The sequence below is a fragment of the Streptomyces sp. 1222.5 genome (assembly GCF_900105245.1).
Lineage (GTDB): Bacteria > Actinomycetota > Actinomycetes > Streptomycetales > Streptomycetaceae > Streptomyces > Streptomyces albidocamelliae.
The window spans coordinates 310,054-331,686 of record NZ_FNSZ01000001.1; the positions used below are offsets into that span (position 1 = coordinate 310,054).

Annotated in this window: 19 protein-coding genes; 11 read left to right on the forward strand and 8 right to left on the reverse strand. The window is 69.2% G+C overall.

Annotated features, from left to right (window positions below):
• The first annotated feature begins 205 nt into the window (after positions 1–205).
• On the forward strand, positions 206–373 hold the full coding sequence (locus BLW57_RS41165; protein ID WP_176985406.1) for a hypothetical protein: 168 nt from the start codon (positions 206–208) through the stop codon (positions 371–373).
• 192 nt (positions 374–565) lie between these two features.
• Entirely contained in the window at positions 566–1,330 is a 765-nt protein-coding gene (locus tag BLW57_RS01550) for an SDR family oxidoreductase (protein WP_093471569.1), read from the forward strand.
• A gap of 368 nt (positions 1,331–1,698) precedes the next feature.
• Here BLW57_RS01550 and BLW57_RS01555 read toward each other — a convergent pair whose 3' ends face one another.
• Positions 1,699–2,466: a hypothetical protein gene (locus BLW57_RS01555; RefSeq protein WP_093471571.1), complete on the reverse strand. Its 768-nt coding sequence runs from the start codon at positions 2,464–2,466 to the stop codon at positions 1,699–1,701.
• 57 nt (positions 2,467–2,523) lie between these two features.
• On the reverse strand, positions 2,524–3,954 hold the full coding sequence (locus tag BLW57_RS01560) for a selenium-binding protein SBP56-related protein (protein ID WP_093471573.1): 1,431 nt from the start codon (positions 3,952–3,954) through the stop codon (positions 2,524–2,526).
• 518 nt (positions 3,955–4,472) lie between these two features.
• Here BLW57_RS01560 and BLW57_RS01565 point away from each other — a divergent pair.
• The gene (locus tag BLW57_RS01565) at positions 4,473–6,860 is read left to right on the forward strand and encodes an Orn/Lys/Arg family decarboxylase (protein WP_093471575.1); all 2,388 of its coding nucleotides are present in this window, start codon (positions 4,473–4,475) and stop codon (positions 6,858–6,860) included.
• Between the two features lie 305 nt (positions 6,861–7,165).
• Entirely contained in the window at positions 7,166–7,552 is a 387-nt protein-coding gene (locus BLW57_RS01570; protein ID WP_093471577.1) for a hypothetical protein, read from the forward strand.
• Positions 7,553–7,953: 401 nt separating this feature from the next.
• On the opposite strand, the gene BLW57_RS01575 is transcribed toward BLW57_RS01570, so the two are convergent.
• The 3 genes from BLW57_RS01575 to BLW57_RS01585 form a co-directional block, all read right to left on the reverse strand.
• Positions 7,954–8,595: a carbonic anhydrase gene (locus BLW57_RS01575; RefSeq protein ID WP_093471579.1), complete on the reverse strand. Its 642-nt coding sequence runs from the start codon at positions 8,593–8,595 to the stop codon at positions 7,954–7,956.
• A gap of 156 nt (positions 8,596–8,751) precedes the next feature.
• Positions 8,752–9,162 carry a (R)-mandelonitrile lyase gene (locus BLW57_RS01580; protein WP_093480449.1) on the reverse strand — a complete coding sequence of 137 codons (411 nt, stop codon included), beginning with the start codon at positions 9,160–9,162 and terminating at the stop codon, positions 8,752–8,754.
• 98 nt (positions 9,163–9,260) lie between these two features.
• Positions 9,261–10,277 carry a zinc-dependent alcohol dehydrogenase family protein gene (locus BLW57_RS01585; protein ID WP_093471581.1) on the reverse strand — a complete coding sequence of 339 codons (1,017 nt, stop codon included), beginning with the start codon at positions 10,275–10,277 and terminating at the stop codon, positions 9,261–9,263.
• Between the two features lie 259 nt (positions 10,278–10,536).
• Between BLW57_RS01585 and BLW57_RS01590 the strand changes: the two genes are divergently transcribed.
• The 3 genes from BLW57_RS01590 to BLW57_RS01600 all read left to right on the forward strand — a co-directional run bounded on the left by BLW57_RS01590 (position 10,537) and on the right by BLW57_RS01600 (position 14,582).
• Complete coding sequence (locus tag BLW57_RS01590) at positions 10,537–11,427, forward strand: helix-turn-helix transcriptional regulator (RefSeq protein WP_093471583.1); 891 nt, start codon at positions 10,537–10,539, stop codon at positions 11,425–11,427.
• A gap of 213 nt (positions 11,428–11,640) precedes the next feature.
• Positions 11,641–12,357, forward strand: a complete 717-nt coding sequence (locus tag BLW57_RS01595; RefSeq protein ID WP_176985407.1) for an alpha/beta fold hydrolase — start codon at positions 11,641–11,643, stop codon at positions 12,355–12,357.
• Positions 12,358–13,688: 1,331 nt separating this feature from the next.
• A complete protein-coding gene (locus tag BLW57_RS01600; protein WP_093471586.1) occupies positions 13,689–14,582 on the forward strand; it encodes a S1 family peptidase in 894 nt (297 codons plus the stop codon).
• 745 nt (positions 14,583–15,327) lie between these two features.
• Here the strand turns inward: BLW57_RS01600 and BLW57_RS01605 are convergent.
• Entirely contained in the window at positions 15,328–15,798 is a 471-nt protein-coding gene (locus BLW57_RS01605; RefSeq protein ID WP_093480450.1) for a hypothetical protein, read from the reverse strand.
• A gap of 549 nt (positions 15,799–16,347) precedes the next feature.
• Complete coding sequence (locus BLW57_RS01610) at positions 16,348–16,938, reverse strand: TetR/AcrR family transcriptional regulator (protein WP_093471588.1); 591 nt, start codon at positions 16,936–16,938, stop codon at positions 16,348–16,350.
• 128 nt (positions 16,939–17,066) lie between these two features.
• Here BLW57_RS01610 and BLW57_RS01615 point away from each other — a divergent pair, with 128 nt between their 5' ends.
• From BLW57_RS01615 to BLW57_RS01625, 3 genes are all read left to right on the forward strand, one after another.
• Positions 17,067–18,023 carry an SDR family NAD(P)-dependent oxidoreductase gene (locus tag BLW57_RS01615; protein ID WP_093480451.1) on the forward strand — a complete coding sequence of 319 codons (957 nt, stop codon included), beginning with the start codon at positions 17,067–17,069 and terminating at the stop codon, positions 18,021–18,023.
• Positions 18,024–18,093: 70 nt separating this feature from the next.
• Entirely contained in the window at positions 18,094–18,513 is a 420-nt protein-coding gene (locus BLW57_RS01620; RefSeq protein ID WP_093471590.1) for a DUF6841 family protein, read from the forward strand.
• Between the two features lie 186 nt (positions 18,514–18,699).
• Positions 18,700–19,251, forward strand: coding sequence for a hypothetical protein (locus tag BLW57_RS01625; protein WP_093471592.1), 552 nt, complete (start codon positions 18,700–18,702; stop codon positions 19,249–19,251).
• 2 nt (positions 19,252–19,253) lie between these two features.
• Here BLW57_RS01625 and BLW57_RS01630 read toward each other — a convergent pair whose 3' ends face one another.
• Positions 19,254–20,135: an IS5 family transposase gene (locus tag BLW57_RS01630; protein WP_093471594.1), complete on the reverse strand. Its 882-nt coding sequence runs from the start codon at positions 20,133–20,135 to the stop codon at positions 19,254–19,256.
• A gap of 308 nt (positions 20,136–20,443) precedes the next feature.
• Here BLW57_RS01630 and BLW57_RS01635 point away from each other — a divergent pair, with 308 nt between their 5' ends.
• Positions 20,444–21,184 carry a hypothetical protein gene (locus BLW57_RS01635; RefSeq protein ID WP_093471596.1) on the forward strand — a complete coding sequence of 247 codons (741 nt, stop codon included), beginning with the start codon at positions 20,444–20,446 and terminating at the stop codon, positions 21,182–21,184.
• Positions 21,185–21,633: the final 449 nt, after the last annotated feature.

Consider the following 21,633-nt stretch of genomic DNA (forward strand, 5'->3'; position numbering starts at 1 on the left):
GACAACTCTCGGTTGAGGTCTCCTTGTTCACCAATCCGTCAGGTAATGGGTAGTGGCTTGCGTATTGACGGTGCAGATCGAGCCGTACAGCCGCATGGCCCAGAATCCCTTCCCGTCCCTTCAGCCTCAACAGCGAACCCCCGAGGCGGAAGTGCGCCGTGGCAGAGCTGTACTGGTCGTAGCGCTCCAGGCCACCGTGCGCCCCATGGTCGCTCTCACCCTCGACGGCCTCGCTCGAATGCAAGCCGCCCTCCCGTTCTGGAGCACCGTGCAGTCCGAGTTCGAGGAGAGCTTCGGCGCCGACAAGGCGGCCCAGCTCCGCGCCACTCTCGAAGACATCCTGGACACCGGGTTCCGCCCCTGGGCCGAGTGACGGACATTCTGGTTTCGAGGGCATCGAGCGATTCCCCCCCCCGGTGTGGCTGCCGGGACCCATGCTGCCGGGGTGCGGTCGCGACCACTGAGGGCGACGCTGAGGGAGGCCGCAACCACTGTCCCTGCTGGCCGGACAGCGATGAAGGCCGGTGGCAGCACGAGTGGCACAGGAGGGATCACTGTGGGTGCTATGCGCATCGCCGTCGCCGGAGCGACAGGGAACATCGGGGCACGGACCGCGGCTGCCCTGGAACGGGCTGGGCACGAGGTGGTGCGTATCAGCCGCTCGCTCGGCATGGACCTGATCACCGGGGATGGGCTCGACGCCGCCCTGTCCGGCGTCGACACCGTCGTGGACGCGACGAGCCACGAGGCAGCCGACCGGGACGAGGCGGTGGCCTATTTCGGCACCGCGACCCGGAACCTGTTGGCCGCCGAGACGCGGGCCGGCGTACGGCACCACGTGCTCCTCACGATCGTCGGCGTGGACCGTGTCGAGGGGAACGCGCACTACGCCGGCAAGCGGGAGCAGGAGCGGCTGGTGTCCCAGGGCCCCGTGCCGTGGTCGATCGTTCCCTTCACGCAGTTCCACGACTTCGCCGCGACGGTGGTGGCCTGGACCGAGCACGAAGGCGTCGCCACGATCCCCCCGCTGCTCGTCCAGCCGATCGCGCCCGCGGACGTGGCCGACGTCCTCGCGGAGATCGCCGCGGGCACGCCCCAGGGGCGGTATCGCGACGTTGCCGGCCCGGAGCCGCAGGACCTCGTGGACATGGCCCGGCGCACCAACGACGCCCACGGTCATAGCGTCAGACTTGTCCCGACCTGGTCATCCATACTGGGGCCGGAGATGGCCGGCAACGTCCTCCTGCCCGGCGAGGACGCCCGTATCGCGCCGACCACCTTCGAGGAGTGGCTCGCGAACGATCGGCGAAGCGGCCGAGGCAACACCTAGTCGCTGCATGCGTCGAGGGTCGTCGACAGTGCCGTGCGGTCGCGGGCCGCGCAACTGCGGGGATGGCCGACGAGCCGAACCGGTGCGTGTCGGAATCACGCCTTCGGTCTCCGGGCGGGATGGATGCCCGCTTCGTTGGACTGGCCGTTGATCAGGTCCGTTGGAGCGGTTCCCCGGCGCAAGGATCGCGGAAGACGGTGCAGCGCCGCGGCCCGCGCGCCGTCCGCCTGGTCGAGGGCCCGGTCGGTCGGTGTGATCATTGCGGGTTCGCCCCGCGCGACCGCTCCACAGGACCGGACTGTGGATTCTTCACCGCACCGGGTGTGGTCGTGGCCCAGAAAGCTCATCGCTTTGTGCGGCTGTCGTGTTCAGCGGTGGGCTGCCCCGACGAGTAGCACGAGCGCAGTGAGGACGACCGCGAGGGTCATCGCCGTCGTGGCAGGCGCCCCGAGGACTCGCCGGTTCGCTGGACGCTGTTTGCGGGCGAGCCCGAGCGCCACCCACGCCGCCTGAGCCAGTACGCCGGCGACTACGGCGAGGAGCCACGGCATGAGGGCGTCCGGAATGGGGGCGGCGCTCGTCACGAAGGCCCCCGCGATCGGACTCACGCAGGCGAGCCCGATCCATGGAGCCATGCGCCGCCTCGGTTGCGTTCCCAGCAGTGCGGCCAGGGCGAGGCCTTCGCCGGCCGCGTGCACGAGGAGTGCCGCCACCACGGCGACCGAGGCGGTCAGGGCCAGGGTCGCCCCTTCCAGGAAGCGGTGCAGAGCGAGCCCCGCTGCCGCGCCTATGCCGCCCGCGCGCCCCAGTGCGCACGGGCAGCCGATGCGGGTCAAGGCGCCCACCAGCCAGAACGAGGCGAGCGCGGCCAGCGGTACCGCCCACTGCGGCACGCCGACCTCAGGGGCCTCGTCCCACGCGTCCGGCAGAAGATGGAGGACCGCAATGACCAGCAATATCCCGGACGCAGCTGCCAGTACAAGCGTCGAGCGGCCCGACGCCCGCCGCGCCGACCAGGCGCCCACCACAGTGGCCAAGGCCACCAGGAGCACAGCTACCAGTGATTCGGTGGAGGGCGGCTGCCATTCCGCTCCGTCGACGGTGCGCGCGCCCACTGCCTGAGCCACGAGGAGCATGTTCCCTCCTCCGGGAGCGGCGGGCTACGTGCCCAGCGCCCGCGTGCGCCGGCTTCGTCAGCGGCGGTAACAGTAGGAGTCCGAGGAAGCGTCACCGCCTTGCAGGCGTGTCTGGTGCACGCGCAGGCCGAGGAAGTCCGCGCCGTGCGGGAAGAAGCCACTGTCGACCGAGAGACCCCCCTGCGACGTGTCGGCGTCGAGTTTGATCATCCACGGATCGATGCCCGCGGGATAGAACTGTTCGTCCCAGGCGGCGTACAGGGAGTTCGTCAGGTAGACGCGCCGCCCGTCGCGGCTGAGCTCGACCATCTGCGCTCCGCCCGTGAGCGGTACGTCGGGCTCGGCGGGGTGCGGCTGCCCGCCGACGATGCCGCCAAGACGCACGGCCGCGGTTTGTCTCGGATGGAACGGGTCGCTCACGTCGTACTGGAGCAGGTCGCCGGTTCCCCATGCGGAGATGTACAGCCACTGGTCGTCCACCGACAGGTCGATGTCGGTGATCAATGGGGGGACGGCTCCGAACGGCTTCAGGGCCGGGGGCAGGTCCTCCGGCTGTGCGGGCTCGGCCGGAATGGTGATCACCTTCCGGACCTTGAAGTCCTCGCCCTCCCGGTTCCACAGCCATACCGAGGCCGACAGGTCCTCCACGTTGATCACGGTGTTGGTGAACCCCCAGGTCGCCTCGGGGTCGTGCGCCGGGCGCAGTTCCAGCACCATCTGGTGCTCGTCCCCGAGGTCCACCTGTTGCAGGTGCCGACCGGTTTCGAGGTCCCAGAAGTGCAGTGAGTGGCCGTACCGGCGGTTCAGCAGCAGTTCGGGGACGACGCCGCCCTCGATCATGGAGGGGCTCCCCCACTCACTGGTCACGGCGATGTTCTGGCGCAGATGCCACCAGACGTCGTAGGCGAGCCGCTGCGGCCCGCGTTCGCTCTCCCAGCTGCGCAGCACGTCGAAGCTTTCGTGGTCCAGGAGCGCCACGCCGCCGGGCCCGTCCGCACCGTCCGCGCCGCCCAGGCAGGACAGAAAGACTCCGTCGGGGCCGCAGTGCAGGGTGTGTGGGCGCGAATACCCGGCCTTGGCGGCCAGTTCCTCGGCCTCGATCACCTTGACCAGGCGAGGGCGCGCCGCGTCGGGGACGGTGTCGAAGATGTGCAGCCGGGAGGAGCGCAGCCCCGGAACGATGAGAAAGCGACGCGCGGCGTGGTGATGACCGGCGTGCGCCAGCGCGCTCGAGCAGGCGTTCCAGCCGAAATGATGGAGTTCATTGCCCAGGTCGGGCAGCGTGGCGTGGGACGTCACGCGGCCGTAGGTCGGGGATGCGGGGGCGGTGTCGACGGTGAACAACGCGTCCGCGCGCTGTGCGGTCGGATCGAAGCCGACGACATAGGCAAGCTCCTCGGGGGGCGCGGCGACGGCATCGGCCGGGGTGCGGTACAAGGTCGGGTCACCGTGGCCGTCGGAGTCATGAATGTGCTCGGTCGTTCTCATCGCTTTTCCTTACTCCCGAACGGAAGCCAGGATCGGGTGAACTCCCGGCAGACAGGCCGGATCCCTCGTTCGGCATCGACGTGCGGCGAGGGCCGGATGTGCCACCGATTCGAGCGTTTCACAGCCCCGGGAACTCTGCCAAGGCGGCAGCATGACGGCCATCCTGTATGAGCCATGTCCGCGGTTTCGGTGTCGGCACGGCTGCTGAGCGGATCGAACTTCCAGCGCCGTCTGCGGCTGCCGGAGCCGTTGGGCCACCGCCGACTCTGGGGCTTGCCGCCGACCTCCTCGCGGTATGTGACTGCGGCGCCACACCAGGTGAGCGCATGGTACGGCCCGGAGATCAAGGCAGCTCTCGTCCGGTCACCGGCGGCGGGGAAACCCGGACCTGATCGCGGGTCAGTGCCTTGACCATACGTTTCCGTCGTTCCGGTGGTTTGCCGTCCCTGCGCCGGTGCCCAGCGCGAGTCGCCTCGGACACTGACCGGGGCGGCACCGGCCGTCGGAAGGGGGGCGGCATGCCCGACGGCAGGATGCTGATTGCGGTGCGGGAGCACTCCGGTGCTCAGGGGGCGGCGCCCGAACAACTGCGCGCTGTTAGCGCGGCGCTCGAGACGAAGGGCTTCGAGGTCCGCTGGGCCGTGACCGCCGAGGACGCGCAGGCGGTACTGCGCACGGAGGCCGGACTGGCGGCGGCCCTGGTCGCCTGGGACTTGCCTGGTGATACGGCCACGGGCTCGTCGGACGGGAACGAGGGCGGCGGAGCGGCGGTGCTGCGGCACATCGGCCGTCGGTTCCAGGACCTTCCGGTGTTCCTGGTGATGGGGGGTGAGGGCATCCGGGACCTGCCGCTGTGGGTGTCGGAGATGGTCGTCGGCTACGTCTGGCCTTTGGAGGACACCGCAGGCTTCATCGCCGGCCGGATCGCGACGGCGGCCCGCGCCTACCGCGAGGCGGTGCTGCCGCCATTCTTCCGGGCACTGCGCCGCTTCGACGACGCCCATGAGTACTCCTGGCACACCCCGGCGCACGCGGGCGGCGTGGCGTTCCTGAAATCACCCGCGGGCCGCGCCTTCCACGACTACTTCGGCGAGCGGCTGCTGCGCAGCGATCTTTCGATCTCGGTGGAAGAGCTGGGCTCGCTCTTCGAGCACACCGGCCCGATCGGGGCGGCGGAGCGCAACGCGGCCCGCGTCTTCGACGCCGACCTGACGTACTTCGTGTTGCACGGGGACTCCACCTGCAACCGCCTGGTGGGCCATTTCAGCGTCACCCGGGACGAGTTGGCGCTCGTGGACCGCAACTGCCACAAGTCGGTACTGCACGGCCTGGTGGTGTCCGGGGCGCGCCCGGTGTACCTGGTGCCGACCCGCAACGGCTACGGTCTGGCAGGCCCATTGCCACCCACCGAACTGGCACCGGAGGCAGTGGCGGCCCGTATCGCCGCGCACCCACTGGCCGAGGGGGCGCTCTCCGCCGGCCCTCAGTACGCGGTCTTCACCAACTCGACGTACGACGGCTTGTGTTACGACGCGGTGCCGACGGCGCGTGCGCTCGCGGCGAGTGCGCCGCGGGTCCACTTCGACGAGGCGTGGTTCGCGTACGCCCGCTTCCACCCGCTGTACGCGGGCCGCTACGGCATGGCGGTGGACGAGTCGTCCTACCCCGGGCCCGACCGGCCGACCGTCTTCGCCACTCAGTCGACGCACAAGCTGCTCGCCGCGCTGTCGCAGTCGGCGATGGTGCACGTGCGGCCCGCGCCGCGAGCACCGGTGGAGCACGAGCGGTTCAACGAAGTGCTGATGATGCACGGCACCACTTCGCCTCTGTATCCGATGATCGCCTCCCTGGACGTGGCGACCGCGATGATGGACGGGCCGCAGGGCGAGTGGCTGGTCGACGAGGCGGTGACCGAGGCGGTCAGGTTCCGTCAGGAAATGGTCCGGCTGCGGCGCCGTATCGAGGCTGCCGGGGACCGTCCGCCGTGGTTCTTCGGCGTGTGGCAGCCTCCGACGGTCACCGACCCGGCGACCGGCGCCGAACTCCCCTTCGACGAGGCTCCCTCGGAGCTGCTGCGCACCGAGCCGTCCTGCTGGACGCTCGACCCAGGCGCCGACTGGCACGGCTTCCCGGGGCTGACCGAGGGGCACTGCATGTTGGACCCGGTGAAAGTCACCCTGTCCTGCCCAGGGATCACAGCGAGCGGAGAGATGGAGGAGGAGGGCATCCCGGCGCGCGTGCTGACGGCGTACCTGGCGACCAGGAACATCGTGGTGGAGAAGACCGACAGCTACACCACGCTCGTCCTGTTCTCCATGGGCATCACCAAGGGCAAGTGGGGCACGTTGCTGGACGCGCTGATGGACTTCAAGGCCTTGTACGACGGCGACGCACCGCTGGAGCGGGTGCTGCCGCAGGCCATCGCCGCCCATCCGAACCGGTACGGGGGACTGAGGTTGCGCGAGCTGTGTCGACAGATGCACGACCAACTGCGCTCGGCACGGCTGGTGGAGCTTCTGGACACCGCGTTCCAGGAGCTGCCGGAACCGGTGTTCCCGCCGCAGCACTGCTATCAGCGGCTGGTGCGGGGCGGCACCGAGCGGGTACGCATCGCCCAGGCGGCCGGCCGGATCGCGGCGGCGATGGTCACCGTCACACCGCCAGGCATCCCGGTGCTGATGCCCGGGGAGAGCGTCGGCGCGCCCGACGGCCCGCTCCTGCGCTACCTCACCGCGCTGGAGTCCTTCGACCGCCGCTTCCCCGGTTTCCGCAGCGAGACGCACGGGGTGACGATCGACGCCGACACGGGCGACTACCAGATCGAGTGCCTGCTCCCGGATGGGGACGAACAGCACGTCGCACCTCCGGCTCAGCGGCACGTCCCGCAGCCGGCCCGGCAGCCTTGACGTGTCCTACGCCGTGGTCGGGACAGGCGGAGGTCGAGTCGAGGTCCGCCACGAACGCGGTGCCGGCGAGTAGCAGCATTCCGCACTGCTTCCGGATGGCAGGAGAGCCGTGGCGGCTGTACCCGCGCCGCAGCGGCACGTGCATGCACCGGAGGGGGCTGGACCTGCTCATACCGCCGTAGCCGGAATCCGTGCATCTGTCCAGTCCCGAAAGGCAGTGCCATGACGGGGCAGGCACGCGGCGGGCCTACTGGATGCACCGGGGCCGCAGGACAGAGCGGCTCCCCCACGAAGGAGTCCCCCTCATGTCCCCCACCGCCACCACCCCCAGCACCTCCCGCAAGCGGCGACTGGCCCTGCTGGTGGCCACGACCGGCCTGGCAGCAGGCGGCGTCATGATCCCCGCCACCGCCTTCGCCGCCACCCCGCCCGCACACACAGCACCCGCGCACCACGGTCCACACGGCCACGGCAAGTCCACCAAGACCACCACCACCACGACCGAGACCACCACCAAGAACCGCCGCGGCACCACGACCACCAAAACCACCGAGACGACCACCACCACCAAGTCGCGACGCGGCACCACAACCACCAAGACCACGACAACCGAAACCAGCAGCAAGGGACGGAGCAAGTTCCACACCCACGACCAGCACATCGCCGGCGACGGCCCGGTCAACGGCCAATAGGGACACATGGCCGACCGGGCGGGCGGTCCGCGACCAACCGCACTGTCGCCGTAGTCAACCGGCCGCTGATCGCCGTAACGGGTGATCCGTCATCCACGACACGGCGGTGGTCCCCCCTCCTGACGCCCCTGAGGGCTGCCTGGACAGTGAGACCCATGGAGGCGACCGGTCCCACAAGCACCTGCCTGCTACCCGGACGCTCGCCTCGTGGTGCCACGCAAGTCCGGTCCGAGCCCCACTTCGGCATGGTCCTGCAGGCAGCGCCGCACGTCGTCGGCGGATCAGTGAGCCGGCAGACGGCGCGCCCGCAGGGACGATCGAGCGGCGAACCGGCGGGTTCCCCGTCCCCGATTACGGGGTCCGCCCACCGCCGCTCTTCGTGCCCAGCCCCACTGGGACGGTCAGGACCCGGCGGAGACGGCCGCGTCGAGGCCGCGCGAGGCGACGAGCTGTGCGCTGCCGTCGGCCAGGCGGTAGCACAGGCCCACCACGGCGGCCTTCCCGGCGGCGACCTTCTCGGCCAGCACCCGGGAGCGGTCCAGCAGCAGGTCGACGGTGTGCCTTATGTGCTCGGCGAGAATCTCGTCCGGCTCGACCCGCCCTGCGGCTCGCGCGGCCAGCACGCTGGGGGTCACCCGCTCGACGACGTCCCGGATGTATCCGGCCGGCGTCATGCCGTTCTCCAGGGCGGAGCAGGCGGCGGCGACTGCGCCGCACGAGTCGTGGCCGAGGACCACGACCAGCGGGGAGCCCAGCACGTCCACCCCGTACTCGATGCTCCCGAGCACCTCCGGTCCCATGACGTGGCCCGCGGTGCGTACGACGAACAGATCGCCCAGGCCGCGGTCGAAGATGATCTCGGCGGCCAGCCGGGAGTCGGAGCACCCGAACATCACAGCGAAAGGCTGCTGGGACGGCGCGATCTCGCTGCGGCGAGTGGCGTCCTGGTTGGGGTGCTCAGGGGCGCTGTTGACGAAGCGCTGGTTGCCGGCCAGCAGCAGCTCGAAAGCGTCGCGGGGTGTCGGGGCCTTGTTCTCAGTCATGGCCGCAGCCTAGGACGGGGCGCCGGCCGTCGCACGCCTGGCCCCTCCCTGCCGGCCGGCGTGCCGTCGAAATTCCTCGCCCTGAGCCCGACCAGCCCGGCAACGGACGCACCCCACTCTTGACGCGTCGGCGCCTCACCGGGCCCGGCGCCGAGTTCAGCTGGTGGCCGGGGCGGCGGCGTACTCCTCGTCGGTGACGGGCGTCAGCCAGTGCACGACGTCGTGATCGGCGTCCGCTTCGTTGAGGGCAAGATGCACCATCAGCCGGTTGGGTGCGGCGCCGTGCCAGTGCTCCTCGTCCGCCTCGAACAGGACGCGGTCGCCGGGCCGGATGACCTCGATCGGTCCGCCCCGGCGCTGGCACAGGCCGATCCCTTCGGTGACGAAGACGGTCTGGCTCAGCGGGTGGCGGTGCCAGTGGGTGCGCGCGCCGGGCATGAAGTGCACCAGGTTGGCGCTGACCCGGGACGGAGAGGGTGCGGCAGCGACGGCGTCGATGTAGACGTCGCCGGTGAACCGGTCGGCGGGACCCTTGACGGTGTCGATGGCGCTGCGGGTGATCTGCAAGGTCATGCCTTTCTCTGCGGCCGGCCTGCGTGGCCGGGCTGGTCGGTCGTGGGATCGTGTGGGCGGCGCGTTGCCGGAGAAACCGCGGCCCAAGGGGGTCAGGGCGTGAGCAGGGCCTTGATGGCGCGGCGCTCGTCCATCGCCTTGTAGCCCTCGGCGACCTGCTCCAGCGGCAGGGTGAGGTCGAAGACCTTCCCCGGGTCGATCCGGCCCGACAGGACGCGGTCGACGAGGTCGGGCAGGTACCGGCGTACGGGGGCGGGGCCGCCGCGCAGGCCGACGTGGGAGAAGAACAGCTCCTGGCCGTCGATGGCGACCTCGTGCGGTACGCCGACGAAGCCGACGTTGCCGCCGGGCCGTGCGGAGTGCAGGGCCTGCTGCATGGCCCGGGCGGTGCCGACGCACTCCAGGACGGAGTCGGCTCCGATGCCGTCGGTGAGGTCCTTGATCCGGGCGACACCCTCGTCGCCGCGCTCGGTGACGATGTCGGTGGCACCGAATTCGAGGGCGAGCCGCCGGCGGGACTCGTGGCTGCTCATCGCGATGATCCGCTCCGCGCCCATCTCCTTCGCGGCGATCACCGCGCACAGGCCGACCGCTCCGTCGCCCACGACCACGGCGGTGGATCCGGGCCTGACCTCGGCGGCGTCGGCGGCGTACCAGCCGGTGCCCATCACGTCGGAGACGGCCAGCAGGCCCGGCCAGTATTCCTCGCCGGGCACCTCACCGGTGGCGACCAGGGTGCCCTGGGCGTTGGGGATGCGGACGTACTCGGCCTGGCAGGTGCTCATGAACTCGCGGTTCACACAGTTCGACTGGAAGCCGTTACGACAGTTCGCGCAGGTGTTGTCCGACGTCGCGAACGAGCCGACCACGAACTGGCCCGGCCTGACCGCGGTCACCTCGGCTCCGACCTCCTCCACGAACCCGACGTACTCGTGTCCCATGGGATGCGCCGCATCGGTAGCGTCCAGGCCGCGCCAGGGCCACAGGTCGGAGCCGCACACGCACGTGACGGCCGTGCGAATGACGGCATCCGTCGGCTCGAGGATCTTCGGGTCGTCCAGGGTCTCGAAGCGCACATCGCCGGGGGCGTGGATCACTGCTCCGCGCATGGGGAAATCCTTACGTTCGTCGGAAGGGGGCGGGGCCGGCCCGGCCGCCGCCGTAGTGGGTGGCACGGGTCGGGGACCTGAGAGGGACGCCGTCGTCCTTCGCGCACTGCCCGGCCCGGGTACCCACCCGGGCGGCGGCGCCGCTCGGGGAGTGCCCCTTCTCCAGGTAACCGCTCGCGCCGACGGGTAGCGAGATACCAGTGAGAGGTGTACCGGCAGTACATCCCTCCCGCAGCGATCAGGCCGTACGGTCGAAGACATGGACAACCGTGAGGAGGTCCGCGAGTTCCTCACCTCGCGGCGAGCGAAGATCACCCCGGAGCAGGTCGACCTGCCGGCCGGATCGCGACGGCGTGTGCCCGGACTGCGCAGGAGCGAGGTCGCCGCACTGGCCGACATGAGCGTCGAGTACTACGCGATACTCGAACGGGGCAACCTGGCCGGTGCCTCCCCCGCCGTCCTCGAGGCCGTCGCCCGCGCGTTGCAGCTGGACGACGCCGAGCGCGCCCATCTGCTGCATCTGGCCCAGGCCGCCGACGGCTCCGACACCCTCACCCGGCCCCGGCGCCGGTCCACCAGCCGCCAGTGGACACCGCACCGCAGCCTGCAATGGACTCTCGACGCCATCACCGCGGGGCCCGCAGTCGTGTGCAACGGCCGCACGGACGTTCTCGCCGCCAACCCGCTCGCCCGGGCCTTCTACACCGATCTGTTCGCCCATGGCGAGAACCAGGCCAACCTGGCCCGCTTCAACTTCCTCGACCCGGCCTCCCGCCACTTCTACCCCGACTGGGAACTCTTCGGCGACATGGCCGTGGCCATGCTGCGCCGCGAAGCCGGCCGGGACCCCCACGACAAAGACCTGCACGACCTGATCGGGGAGCTCTCCACCCGCAGCAGGGATTTCCGCACCCGCTGGGGCGCGCACAACGTCCGCCGCCACGGCACCGGTACCAAACGTTTCCGTCACCCCGCCGTCGGCGACCTCACCCTCGCCTACGAATCCCTCGACCTGGCCGCCGAACCCGGGCTCACCATGACCATCTACACCGCCGAACCCGGCTCGCCCTCCGAGGAGGGACTACGCCTGCTCGCCTCCCTGGCCGCCACCGAGAACGCCGACGCGGCAGCACAGCACCCCACCGTCTGACAGCACCGCCCGCGAGGTCACGGCACATGCGTGCTCGAAGGCCACCGCGAGCAGAAGGAGACGTAGTGTCAGAGGGGGGCTCAATCAGGGCCGCCACGACTTCTCCGGACCAGGGAGCTTGCACAACTCGTTCGAAGAGCCTGCCGGCGAGATCGACGTCGACCGCTCGCATGAGAGGCCGGCAGGCTCACGGGCAGTGTGAGGTGGTGCGACGTGGCGTCGGAGGGTCGGGATCGCTGGACGCGGTCGGGCGTCGGGCTGCGCTGTGTTTCCCGGGGTGAGGAGCGGTGGAACTGGTTGTTCGTTCCGGGCCGTCCGGACCTCGGGTCGGAGTCCGGAGTCCGTACGGGGACTGACACGTGCAGCCGACGTGCCGAATACGGTGTTGCTGGTCGATCTGCGTCCGTTGCCGAGCTGGAAGGCAAGGTCGCCGGACTGTGCCTGGTCAGCAGCGCCCCGCACGCGGGATGGCGGCAGGCGTTCGGCAAGTGGGCCGAAGCGCGTCCGATCCACGGCCTGGACGAGGTGGCCGCAGCCTACGCGCGGGACCCGAGTGACGAATCCTCGCGTCGGTTGACTCTTGCCGCCGCGGAGTGGAACTTCACGCCTGACGGACTCGCCGCAGGCCCTGCCGTGCTCGACGATCTGCCCCACTGCCAGGACGCGGTTGCCTGGGCGGACGCTCACTTCGACGACATCTACCAGGCCCGGTGGAAACCTCGGAGCGGCGAGCCCGCAACGCTGATCGTGAGCGGCGCCGAGGATCACGTGGTCGACCAGAGTCTCTGGTCGGAGGACGCCGCTTTCGACCATCCCCGCGTGCTGCGGCGCACGATCGAAGGCGGAGGCCACTTCCCGTGGATCGAGAAACCCGAAGCAGTCCGCTCCGCCTTCGCCGACCTGACAGCCCTTGTGGACGGGCACCGGTGAAAAACCGTCAAGGCGCGGCTCGGCAGGACGAACGAACGGAGGTGTTCGTCGCGGGCCGCGACGAGGCGCAGTGCCCGCCGTGCGGCTGGCGTGACCGTGCCGATGCGCGGGAATCCGCGAAGGACCTCGCCCAAGTCGCCGTAGTGGTCGTCGTCCCCGGTGAAGCGCACGACGACCTGCTCCAGCACCGCCAGGGTGGCCCCGGATCGCCGGTGATCGCCCACAGGGTGACCGCCGCCGCCACCCTCCCGTACTCGGCGTTCTCCGTGATTTCGCGCACCCGTCCGGCGTGCGCCGCAGTGGCGGGGCCGAAGTCGGACAGGAAGGACCGGTCCGCAGGGCGGCGCCTGCTCGTCGTACCCCCCTTGGGAGCCGCAAAGCGGTGCCGTCGTCATCCCCCGCGATGCGCCACGCGGCCCACGCCGTCTTGCGGTGGTTGCCCGGGTGGTCGAGGACGATCGCGCCGCGCACGGCGCCCGCCGTCGAGGGTGCACCGGGACCCATCGCCAGCAGCACGTCGACCACACGCAACGAGTAGCGCGTGTGTGGAAGCAGCTCTCAGCCTGCGTGAACAGCGCGCCCGCGAACGCAGCTTGCGGCGTGCTACCCGGGTAGTGCCGAGTGCACCGGGCAGCGCAAACCCGGGTGCAGTGTGTCGTACCCGGAGACGATCCGGATCGCGACAGTGGAGCACCACCGTCGTCGAAAAGGACAATGCATGCCGGGGCTGACGACCGCTCGGCGACGAGCGCGCGGAGCTGCCGCGGTAGGTGTAGGTGCAGTCGCCACAGTCATGATCCGACGCAGCGCCCGGAGGCGCGGCGAGTCGCTTGGTCGTCAGGCGCCACCCACAAGCGCGAACGAGAACGCGCGCGTAGCCGGGACGGTGGCTGCGCTGCACGTCGAACAGCACGCGAAGGGCAGGTGGTTGGTCTTCCTCGCGTACGGACCGTTGGCGGCCGCGACCAGGCGCGCTTCGTGAACCACGCGCCCGTGACGCAGGACGCCGCGCAGCACTTCGGCGCTTCCATCGGCGCGATCGGCTGGCTGTCCCAGGTCTTCACGCTGATCTGCCGGCGGGATTTCCTCGCGAGCGCGGCCCGGGCACCATCGCCGCCCTGGGCCCGGCTCTCGACGAGGCCATCGCCGAACTGCGCTACGAATCCGGGGCCACCGTCCGGTCACCTACATGCGCGGGAACCGCGCAGGAGAAGATCGTATCTGACAGGGCGGTATGCCACCGCCGACGGATGGAGCCCACGCGTCGCCGGTCCGGCGGGGCACTCGGGGCCTCCGGCGTGGTGGCACTTCGGAGATTGGAGACACCCCCCATGCGTCTTTCCACCGCCTACAGAACCACGTCACGGCGGATCGCCTCCGCCGCTGTCGCAGCCGGCACGGTCGTCGGACTCCTCGGCACGTTCACCGCGGCAGCCGACGCGGCGACAGGAGCACACCCCGCCCGCCCGAACCGTCCCATCATCGGCGGCACCGAGAAGCCTGTCGGCTCCTACCCGTTCATGGCGGCGTTGCTGACCAAGGGCCGGGGCAACCCGCAGGACCGGCAGTTCTGCGGTGGCAGCCTGCTGGCACCGGACATCGTCATGACAGCTGCGCACTGCGTCATCGACGCACCGCCCAAGCAGCTCGAGACGGTCGTCGGCCGCACCGTGCTGTCCAAGAAGAACCAGGGCCACCTGCGCAACGTCACCGACGTAGTCGTCCACCCCCGCTACGCCCGGGGGCAGGAGGCGTACGACATCGCGTTCCTGATGTTGGACAAGCCCGTGACCGGTACCGCGCCGGTCAACTTGCCGACCGCTGGCACAGATGCTCTCATCCGCCCGGGCGCCAAGGCGACCGTTATCGGCTGGGGCAACACCGACACCGAAGTGCCGCACTACCCCGACCGGATACGCGCGGTGGACGTCCCGATCGTGTCGCACATCGAGTGCAAGGCGTCCTACCCGGACTACGACAAGAAGGTCAACGTCTGCGCCGGCGTCGAGGGCAAGGACTCCTGCCAGGGCGACAGCGGCGGCCCGATGTTCCGCAAGCTGCCGGGCCGCCGCGGGGTCTACCAGACGGGAATCGTTTCGTACGGCGACGGCTGCGCCTCCCAGGGCGCTCCGGGCGTGTACACGTACACCGGTTCGTCCAAGCTGTGGGACACCCTGAGCGAGTCCGCGAAGGGCAAGAAGCTGAAGCAGTTGCTCGGCCGCTGATCCGGCGCAAGGGTGGGCCCGGGTGACCGGCTGCCCGCCCCAGCGATACGTCCCGGGACCGGCAGGAGTGGTATCAGCGCTTTCACTCCCGCCGGCACGGAACCTTCACCCTCACCGCCTCCTCAAGACACTGCACGCGATCCCCCATTGCCCAAGGACGGTCCGCAGCGTGCTGGCCGATGGAGGCGTACCACTCAGGCCGGAAGGGACGGTCCAGGACAGCCACGCAGGGGCAACTTTCGGCACGAAAGGACACACGCACCGTGCAGCGGCCGCTGCTCCGATCCGATCACGCCGTATCAAGGACTAACCGGGCGACGCGGCTGCAAGTCGCGTCCCGACAGGCCACGGCAACCTTCACTGGGCCAACCTCACCCAGGCGCCCCTGGTCTTCCTCGACCGGGAGAAGTGGGGGCGCCTGCCCATCAGCTACGACCTCGGCTTTTCGGGTGGATGGGACTGGCGACCGTATGGACGCCGACACTCGACGACAGCAGTCATGTCCTTTTGGGCGTCCGCCATCTCCGACGAGGCCGACACGCGCAGCCAGGCAAGTCGAAGGCGCTGGGCAGCACGATTGACCCGCTTCTGCCCTTTGCAGGGCCTCTCACCGACCGGCCCTCGACACGCATTTGAACAGTCCGCAGAGCCAGGGCCACCTGTCCCCTCACTACTGACTGCCGTGTTGACACGATCTCGTTGGCGGAGCTGCCTAGGCAACCCTGCCTCTCCGACTTGCTGACGATCACTCAATGCCAAGGGCCCCGAAGCCTAGGTCTTCACGCATGAGACGACGCATCTGAGCCATGGCCGTGCGACGCGTTCCTATCAGCGACGCTTCCTCGGCGGAGCCGACTGCCGTCCCCCTGGCGTAAGCGTCGCGTATCGCGCGCAGGCGATGAAACGCCTCATTACTCGCCGCTACAACCTGCGGCGGGCCCACGAGCCAGAGGCGCTCGCTGGCTGTATAGAGTCCGGTGCCACGGACGGCCTCCCTCACAGCCGCGTCACGCGCCGACTCGGACCTGTGATCGCCCAGGGCAACGGCCCGCATCTCCTCTCCTGCCGCTTTGAGAGCGGACACGAACTCCGTGTACACCTCGCGCCGTACTTCCAGCGCGTGCCTGCCCTCCTCCCGGCGCCACCGGTTGCGATCGGCGATCAACGTGGCTGTGATACCGATGACGGCACCGGTCAGTGTCGAGAGAAGCGACATCCAATCCATGTGCCGCAGCTTGACTCAACTCGTGCACCGGCACCAGTGGCTCTCACCACGGAAGCGGGCGCAGTAGTCCTCGGGAATAGTGGGAGTCGTCATCAGTGGACCTCGCTGAGCCCGCAGGACTTCCCTTGCAACGCATCCCGCATCCACCGAAGCACCTCGCAGACCTTCGCGAATGCTCCACCTGGCCGGAGGTAAGCGCCGCGGGCGCTGCCACGTCCCTGAGCTTCGCGCGGCTCAGGGACGCGGGCACGCGGCGGCCGACGCGTCGGCAAAGGACGGGCCGCCTGTTCCCTCACACCTCTACGAGGAGGAGGAACCTGTCGAGAAGGTGTGGCGGACGTTTTGACAATCTGCTTGCCGCGGCTGACGAGCTGAGCCATGGACGCCTCGGGCACTAGGGCCTGTCCGATGGGTCCGAAACCGATTCAGTGCCTGTTTCGCATTTCCTGACCCGTGTCAGTGGCTCGCGCTCCGCAACGCGGTCGGGGCTGCTGGTCCGCTGACGTCACAAAGCCGGCGAGGATTGCGGCCAAAGCCGGGTCACGAGCTGGACGCCGATCCGTCCGCTCCGTACCGGAGGCCGTCGAGGAGCAGGTCGAGGAGGCGTCCGGCCCGTTCGCGCTGGTCCGGAGCGCTGGTGATCAGCCCGATGCCGGCCAGGTTGAAGCCGACATCGAAGGGGTCGATGCCCGGGCGCAGGAGACCGGCGTCGGCGCCGGCGTGCAGCAGGGTGCCCAGCGCGGTGGCGAGCTTGTCGAGGGTTTCGGCGAAGGGGTCCGCACCGGATGCGGCCGCGGCCCGCAGTGCGTCCGCCATGCCCTGCTTGGCAGTGAGGTAGTCGATGAAGTCGTCCATCCACAGGCGGATCGCCCGGTCCGGCGCATGGTCGGCGAGGAGGTTCGTGGCGCTGTCGCAGACACGGGCCAGCTCGTTGCGGTAGGCCGCCTCGATGAGTGCCTCGCGTGTGGGGAAGTGGCGGTAAAGCGTGGCCGAGCCGACGCCCGCGGCTTTGGCGATGGTGTCGATCGCGACGTCCGGGCCTTTCTCGGAGAAGGCGCGTACGGCCGCTTCGAGGATGCGCTCGCGGTTGCGGCGGGCATCGGCGCGCAACACGCTCGGCTTGGTGGTCAAGGCTGCTCCCTTCGTCAGGGGATCAGTCTATCTGGACAACCGGGGAGTTCCCCGGTTACCGTCATGACTAACCGGGGAACTCCCCGGTTACGGCGTTGCTCGTGACGCTTCACGCGCAAGGAATGGCGATCATGACAGCACAGCAGCCCATCGGTTCCGGCTTCGGGGCCCGCAGCACCACGGCCGACGTCCTGGCCGGCCTCGACCTCACCGGAAAGCTCGCAGTCGTGACCGGCGGTAGTTCCGGACTGGGGCTGGAGACCACACGCGCCCTGCGGGGCGCCGGCGCGACTGTCGTCGCAGCCGTCCGCCGTCCGGAAGCGGCCGCGGAAGCCTTCACCGCAGTGGACGGGGTCGAGGTGCGCCGTCTCGACCTGGGCGACCAGGCCAGCGTGCACACCTTCGCGGACGAGTTCCTGGCAAGCGGCCGCAGCATCGACATCCTCATCAACAACGCCGGCGTGATGGCCCTGCCCGAGACCCGCCTCGGACCCGGCTGGGAGGCGCAGTTCGCCACCAACCACCTGGGCCACTACACACTCACGAACCGGCTGTGGCCCGCCCTGGCAGCCGACGGCGGCGCGCGCGTGGTCGCGCTCAGCTCTGCCGGACACCGTTATTCGCCGATCCGCTGGGACGACGTCATGTTCGCAAACGACTATGACAAGGCCGTCGCCTACGGGCAGTCCAAAACCGCGATCGCGCTGTTCGCCGTCCACCTCGACGCGCTCGGCCGCGAGCGCCAGGTGCGGGCCTTCGCCGTCGCCCCCGGTGCCGTCATGACCCCGCTCCAGCGGCACATGACCCGCGAGGAGATGATCGCCTTCGGCTGGATCGACGACCAGGGCAACACGGCCCCCAGTTTCAAGACCCCCGAACAGGGTGCCGCTACTCAGGTCTGGGCGGCCGCCTCCCCGCAGCTGGCCCACACCGGCGGCGTCTACCTGAACGACTGCGACATCGCCCCGCTCTCCCAGGACGACGCACCCGGAGTACGGCCCTACGCGGTCGACCCCGAACAGGCCGCACGCCTGTGGACCCTGTCCGCCCAGCTGACCGGCACCAACGCGTTCGCGAACCGGTGACACGACGGCATAGCGCACTCCCCTCCAAGAAGCCCGCACCTGAAATCTCTGCAAGAAGGGTCACGAAATCATGACGCACACCGATCTGGCCGCCGTCGCGAACGAAGCACAGGCATGGTTCGACAGCTACGTCGAGACGTTCATCGGACTGGCAGCAAAGGGGAGCACCGATCCCGTGCCGCTCCTCGACTACTTCTCGGTGCCGATCAGCATGACCACGGGCACGGCCCACACCGCTCTCACCTCCACCGAGGCGCTCTCCCAGGGACTCGCACACGAGCTGCGCGCACTGCGCGACGCCGACTACGGGGGCAGCAAGGCCCTCGGCCCGGTGGTGCGCGTGCTCAACGAGCGGGCCGCGCAAATCGAGGTGACCTGGGCGCGCCAGGACAGCCAGGGGCGGGAGTTCCAGCGTGTCCGTGTGCTCTACCTGGCCGCCCGTACCGACGCGGGATGGCGGACGGTCGCCTCCGTGATCCTGGCCAGCTGACGAAGCACATTGCCCGCGCGGTCCCCCGCGGTGCGCTCGCCAGTCAGCGAGGCGACAGGACCCCGCCACAAGATCGCCAACGCGACAGTACGTGCTGATCGATGTCACGTCGATGCTCGTCCCCACGGCTTAGGGGCTATCCGGTGGGTCGGCGGGGATTCCTTGCCTGCCTTCTAGGCCGGCGCCATGGACAACGGGCTCGCTCACGAGGGAAGCGCCTTCATCAATTTTCGACACTACGTCCCGGATCCGAAGGAGCACGGGTTTCGGTGGGTCGATATCAAGCGGCTCCGCTTCTCCGCGGGGGCCCTGGACGATAGAGGGCTGCTTGCCGCACTGATTGGGCATGAGCAGTTCCGGGACGACTATGCAGGTGGTGGAGTGCTGCCGGGCGGGCCCAGGCATGGTCCGTATTGGCTGTGGTTGATCACTCCCGACCTCTACGGGCCCATCAGCCAGGAGAAGGCCGTGCAGGTCCTGCGGGAGTGGGTGGATCCGCTGTGGGACGTGCCCACCGAGCTGGAGGCAGATCTGCAGCGGGAGGTGTTCGACCGCCTGGCTGCAGCCGATGGCATCTACTACCTCAGCGAGCTCGGTGATGAGGCGATTCATGACTGGGGACGTGTGCACGACTACTTCCACGAGTTCGTGCTCATCGACCGCTCGTCTGGGCAGATCACCCTCGTCGTCGCGGCCGACGACCGAGCCAACTACCGGGGCATCCGCTGCAGTGGCTGATATCAGTAGCGGAGCCACAGCCGAATCGCGGCAAGAGTGACCGTGCCGTGGAAGACGTAGGCCCTCTTGTCGTAGCGGGTCGCCACTGCTCTGGAGCCCTTGAGCGCATTGAAGCAACGCTCGACTTCGTTCCTCCTTTTGTAGGTTGTGCTGTCGAAGCCGGTCGGCCGCCCGCCGTGGCTACCGCGCCGTTGGCGGTTGACCTTCTGATTCTTCGGCTTGGGGATGGTGTGCTTGATCTGGCGTCGCCGCAGATAGCGGCGGTTTCCGCGGGAGCTGTACGCCTTATCGCCACACACGTGGTCCGGTCGCGTCCGCGGGTGACCGCCAGTGGGGCGCCGGACACGAACGCGATCGAGAACCTTGATCAACTGTGGCGCGTCACCCCACTGACCGGGGGTGACCAGCACGGCCAATGGGCGGCAGCTGCCGTCACTCGCCAGGTGAATCTTCGTCGTGAGGCCACCCCGTGAACGGCCGAGCGCCTCATCGGGGCGATGTTCGGCGGGACGGCGCCAGCGCCCCAGCACCCGGGGCAAGCGGTGATGAGCCCCGGCCGCCTGCTGATGGGCGCGGCAGACCGTCGAATCCACGCTCACCACACTCCAGTCGATCTGCCCCTCGACATCGGCGTCGGCCTGGACCGTCCGCAGGAGACTCTCCCACGTGCCATCCGCGGACCACCTGCGATGCCGGTCATAGACCGTCTTCCACTTCCCGAAGCGGGTCGGAAGATCACGCCACGGCAGGCCAGTGCGCTGCCGGAACAGAATCCCGTTGATCACGCGCCGGTGACACTGCCAACGTCCGCCCCGTCCAAGGTTCTTGGGCAGATGCGGTTCGAGTCGAGCCCACTCGTCGTCCGATAGATCACCCCGGCCCACATCAGCCGGAACGAGCCACCGCCAGGTGAGTCACTCGACTCGTCGGACAGGCCCTAGGCCGCGGAGATAGGGCGGAGCCAAGCAGCGGATCGCGGTTCCACACGCTCACGTCCACCAGGTCTGCGATGGGCTGCGTCAGATCCACCGCCCGCGCCGACGCCGACAGACCGACGACGGTCATGGTAGACAGGCCCACTCATCACCGCCCAACCGAACAGTGCCGGACCTTATCGACGGGAACTATCACCGCCCTGGCATGCTGAGCGGCCAGCAGCCCCGGCAAGGCCGTCCGAAAGCAAGGAACCGAGTTGAGATCTGCCCTGTTGGCAGCGTGTGCCGTCACCATGCTCACTGCGTGCGCCGCGCAGGAGCAGTCGCCGCTCCGCACCAGCGACGCCCAGAAGCCATCGCCTTCGCTTCCGGCTACGCCCAGGTGCCAGGCGGACGGTTTCACCTGGCAGTCGGTTGTCCACCGAACAGCCCTGATCGGACTCTCCGATGCCAAGGAGATCCAGATACCGGCACATGGCTCGGCTTCTCCCCCCAAGCCGAAGTTGATCCGCACGCTGTCGGCCAGCATCTCGCCCACAGCCGTCGAAGCGGGGGTGCGCTCTACCGACGCACTGGCATCGTTGGAGGACAAGACTTCGGAGATGCTGGAACCGATCAATTCCCGCGTCGCCCTCCACGATCCGGCCGAACTCACGACGTCGAAAATGATCAACGACTCCGATGCCACGGTCAGGGGCCGGTTCGTCGAGGCCGTGGGCCTCAGACTCGTGACGGGGACGTTCACGGTCACCTGCACGGGTGGCACGGTCCACGGGACGGTCACCACCTGGGGAAGGGGCCGCAGCTACGAGAGCCTCCGATGCGGAATCAAGGACCATCTGTCGGGCATAGGTCGGGAAGCCGAACGGAAAGCCTGTACGGATAGGAGGGCCGTCAACCAGACGGCCTTTGCAGCGCGCCGGCGGGCCGGTGCCGCGGCCGTGTTCTCAAGCGTCGATGGCTCGGGGCGGCGACGGTTGTACTCGGACCGGCCGTGACCGCCGCGCGGCGTGCGGCCATAGAAGACTGCTGCTGTCAGGCAACAGGTACCCGGAGAGCGCGCAGAGCCGGTCACCGCGGCGGCGGCCCGCCTGACGGCAGGAACGCGCGGGGTCATTGGTGGCGAAGGCGAGGGCCCAGTGACGGCGGTGGCCGCAGACAGGGCCAGGAAGGCCGCCGGAGGAGCCAGCCGGTCACTGCCTGCACGGACGACGGAGCAGCCGCAGGGCTTTTGAAGGACACCGAGATCGAGATCGACCGCCGTTCGGAGTCTTCAGACTTCGCGTCTTCGGAACGCAGACTCCAGCGACTCTCCATGTCCGTCAGATTGGTGCAGGGCCGAGATGAAGTGCGGCCAACGGCGGCAGCCGTCGGCGCATCTGGCACCATCGAGTCCCGCCCCGGGACCCAACCTCCGAGCACGCGACGCGGCCATGAGACAGGACCC

Bases quoted from the DNA above. Each gene is read 5' to 3' on its own strand.
- BLW57_RS41165 (WP_176985406.1), top strand. From the start codon at position 206: ATGGTCGCTCTCACCCTCGACGGCCTCGCTCGAATGCAAGCCGCCCTC.
- BLW57_RS01550 (WP_093471569.1), top strand. From the start codon at position 566: ATGCGCATCGCCGTCGCCGGAGCGACAGGGAACATCGGGGCACGGACC.
- BLW57_RS01555 (WP_093471571.1), bottom strand. From the start codon at position 2,466: ATGCTCCTCGTGGCTCAGGCAGTGGGCGCGCGCACCGTCGACGGAGCG.
- BLW57_RS01560 (WP_093471573.1), bottom strand. From the start codon at position 3,954: ATGAGAACGACCGAGCACATTCATGACTCCGACGGCCACGGTGACCCG.
- BLW57_RS01565 (WP_093471575.1), top strand. From the start codon at position 4,473: ATGCCCGACGGCAGGATGCTGATTGCGGTGCGGGAGCACTCCGGTGCT.
- BLW57_RS01570 (WP_093471577.1), top strand. From the start codon at position 7,166: ATGTCCCCCACCGCCACCACCCCCAGCACCTCCCGCAAGCGGCGACTG.
- BLW57_RS01575 (WP_093471579.1), bottom strand. From the start codon at position 8,595: ATGACTGAGAACAAGGCCCCGACACCCCGCGACGCTTTCGAGCTGCTG.
- BLW57_RS01585 (WP_093471581.1), bottom strand. From the start codon at position 10,277: ATGCGCGGAGCAGTGATCCACGCCCCCGGCGATGTGCGCTTCGAGACC.
- BLW57_RS01590 (WP_093471583.1), top strand. From the start codon at position 10,537: ATGGACAACCGTGAGGAGGTCCGCGAGTTCCTCACCTCGCGGCGAGCG.
- BLW57_RS01600 (WP_093471586.1), top strand. From the start codon at position 13,689: ATGCGTCTTTCCACCGCCTACAGAACCACGTCACGGCGGATCGCCTCC.
- BLW57_RS01605 (WP_093480450.1), bottom strand. From the start codon at position 15,798: ATGTCGCTTCTCTCGACACTGACCGGTGCCGTCATCGGTATCACAGCC.
- BLW57_RS01620 (WP_093471590.1), top strand. From the start codon at position 18,094: ATGACGCACACCGATCTGGCCGCCGTCGCGAACGAAGCACAGGCATGG.
- BLW57_RS01625 (WP_093471592.1), top strand. From the start codon at position 18,700: ATGGACAACGGGCTCGCTCACGAGGGAAGCGCCTTCATCAATTTTCGA.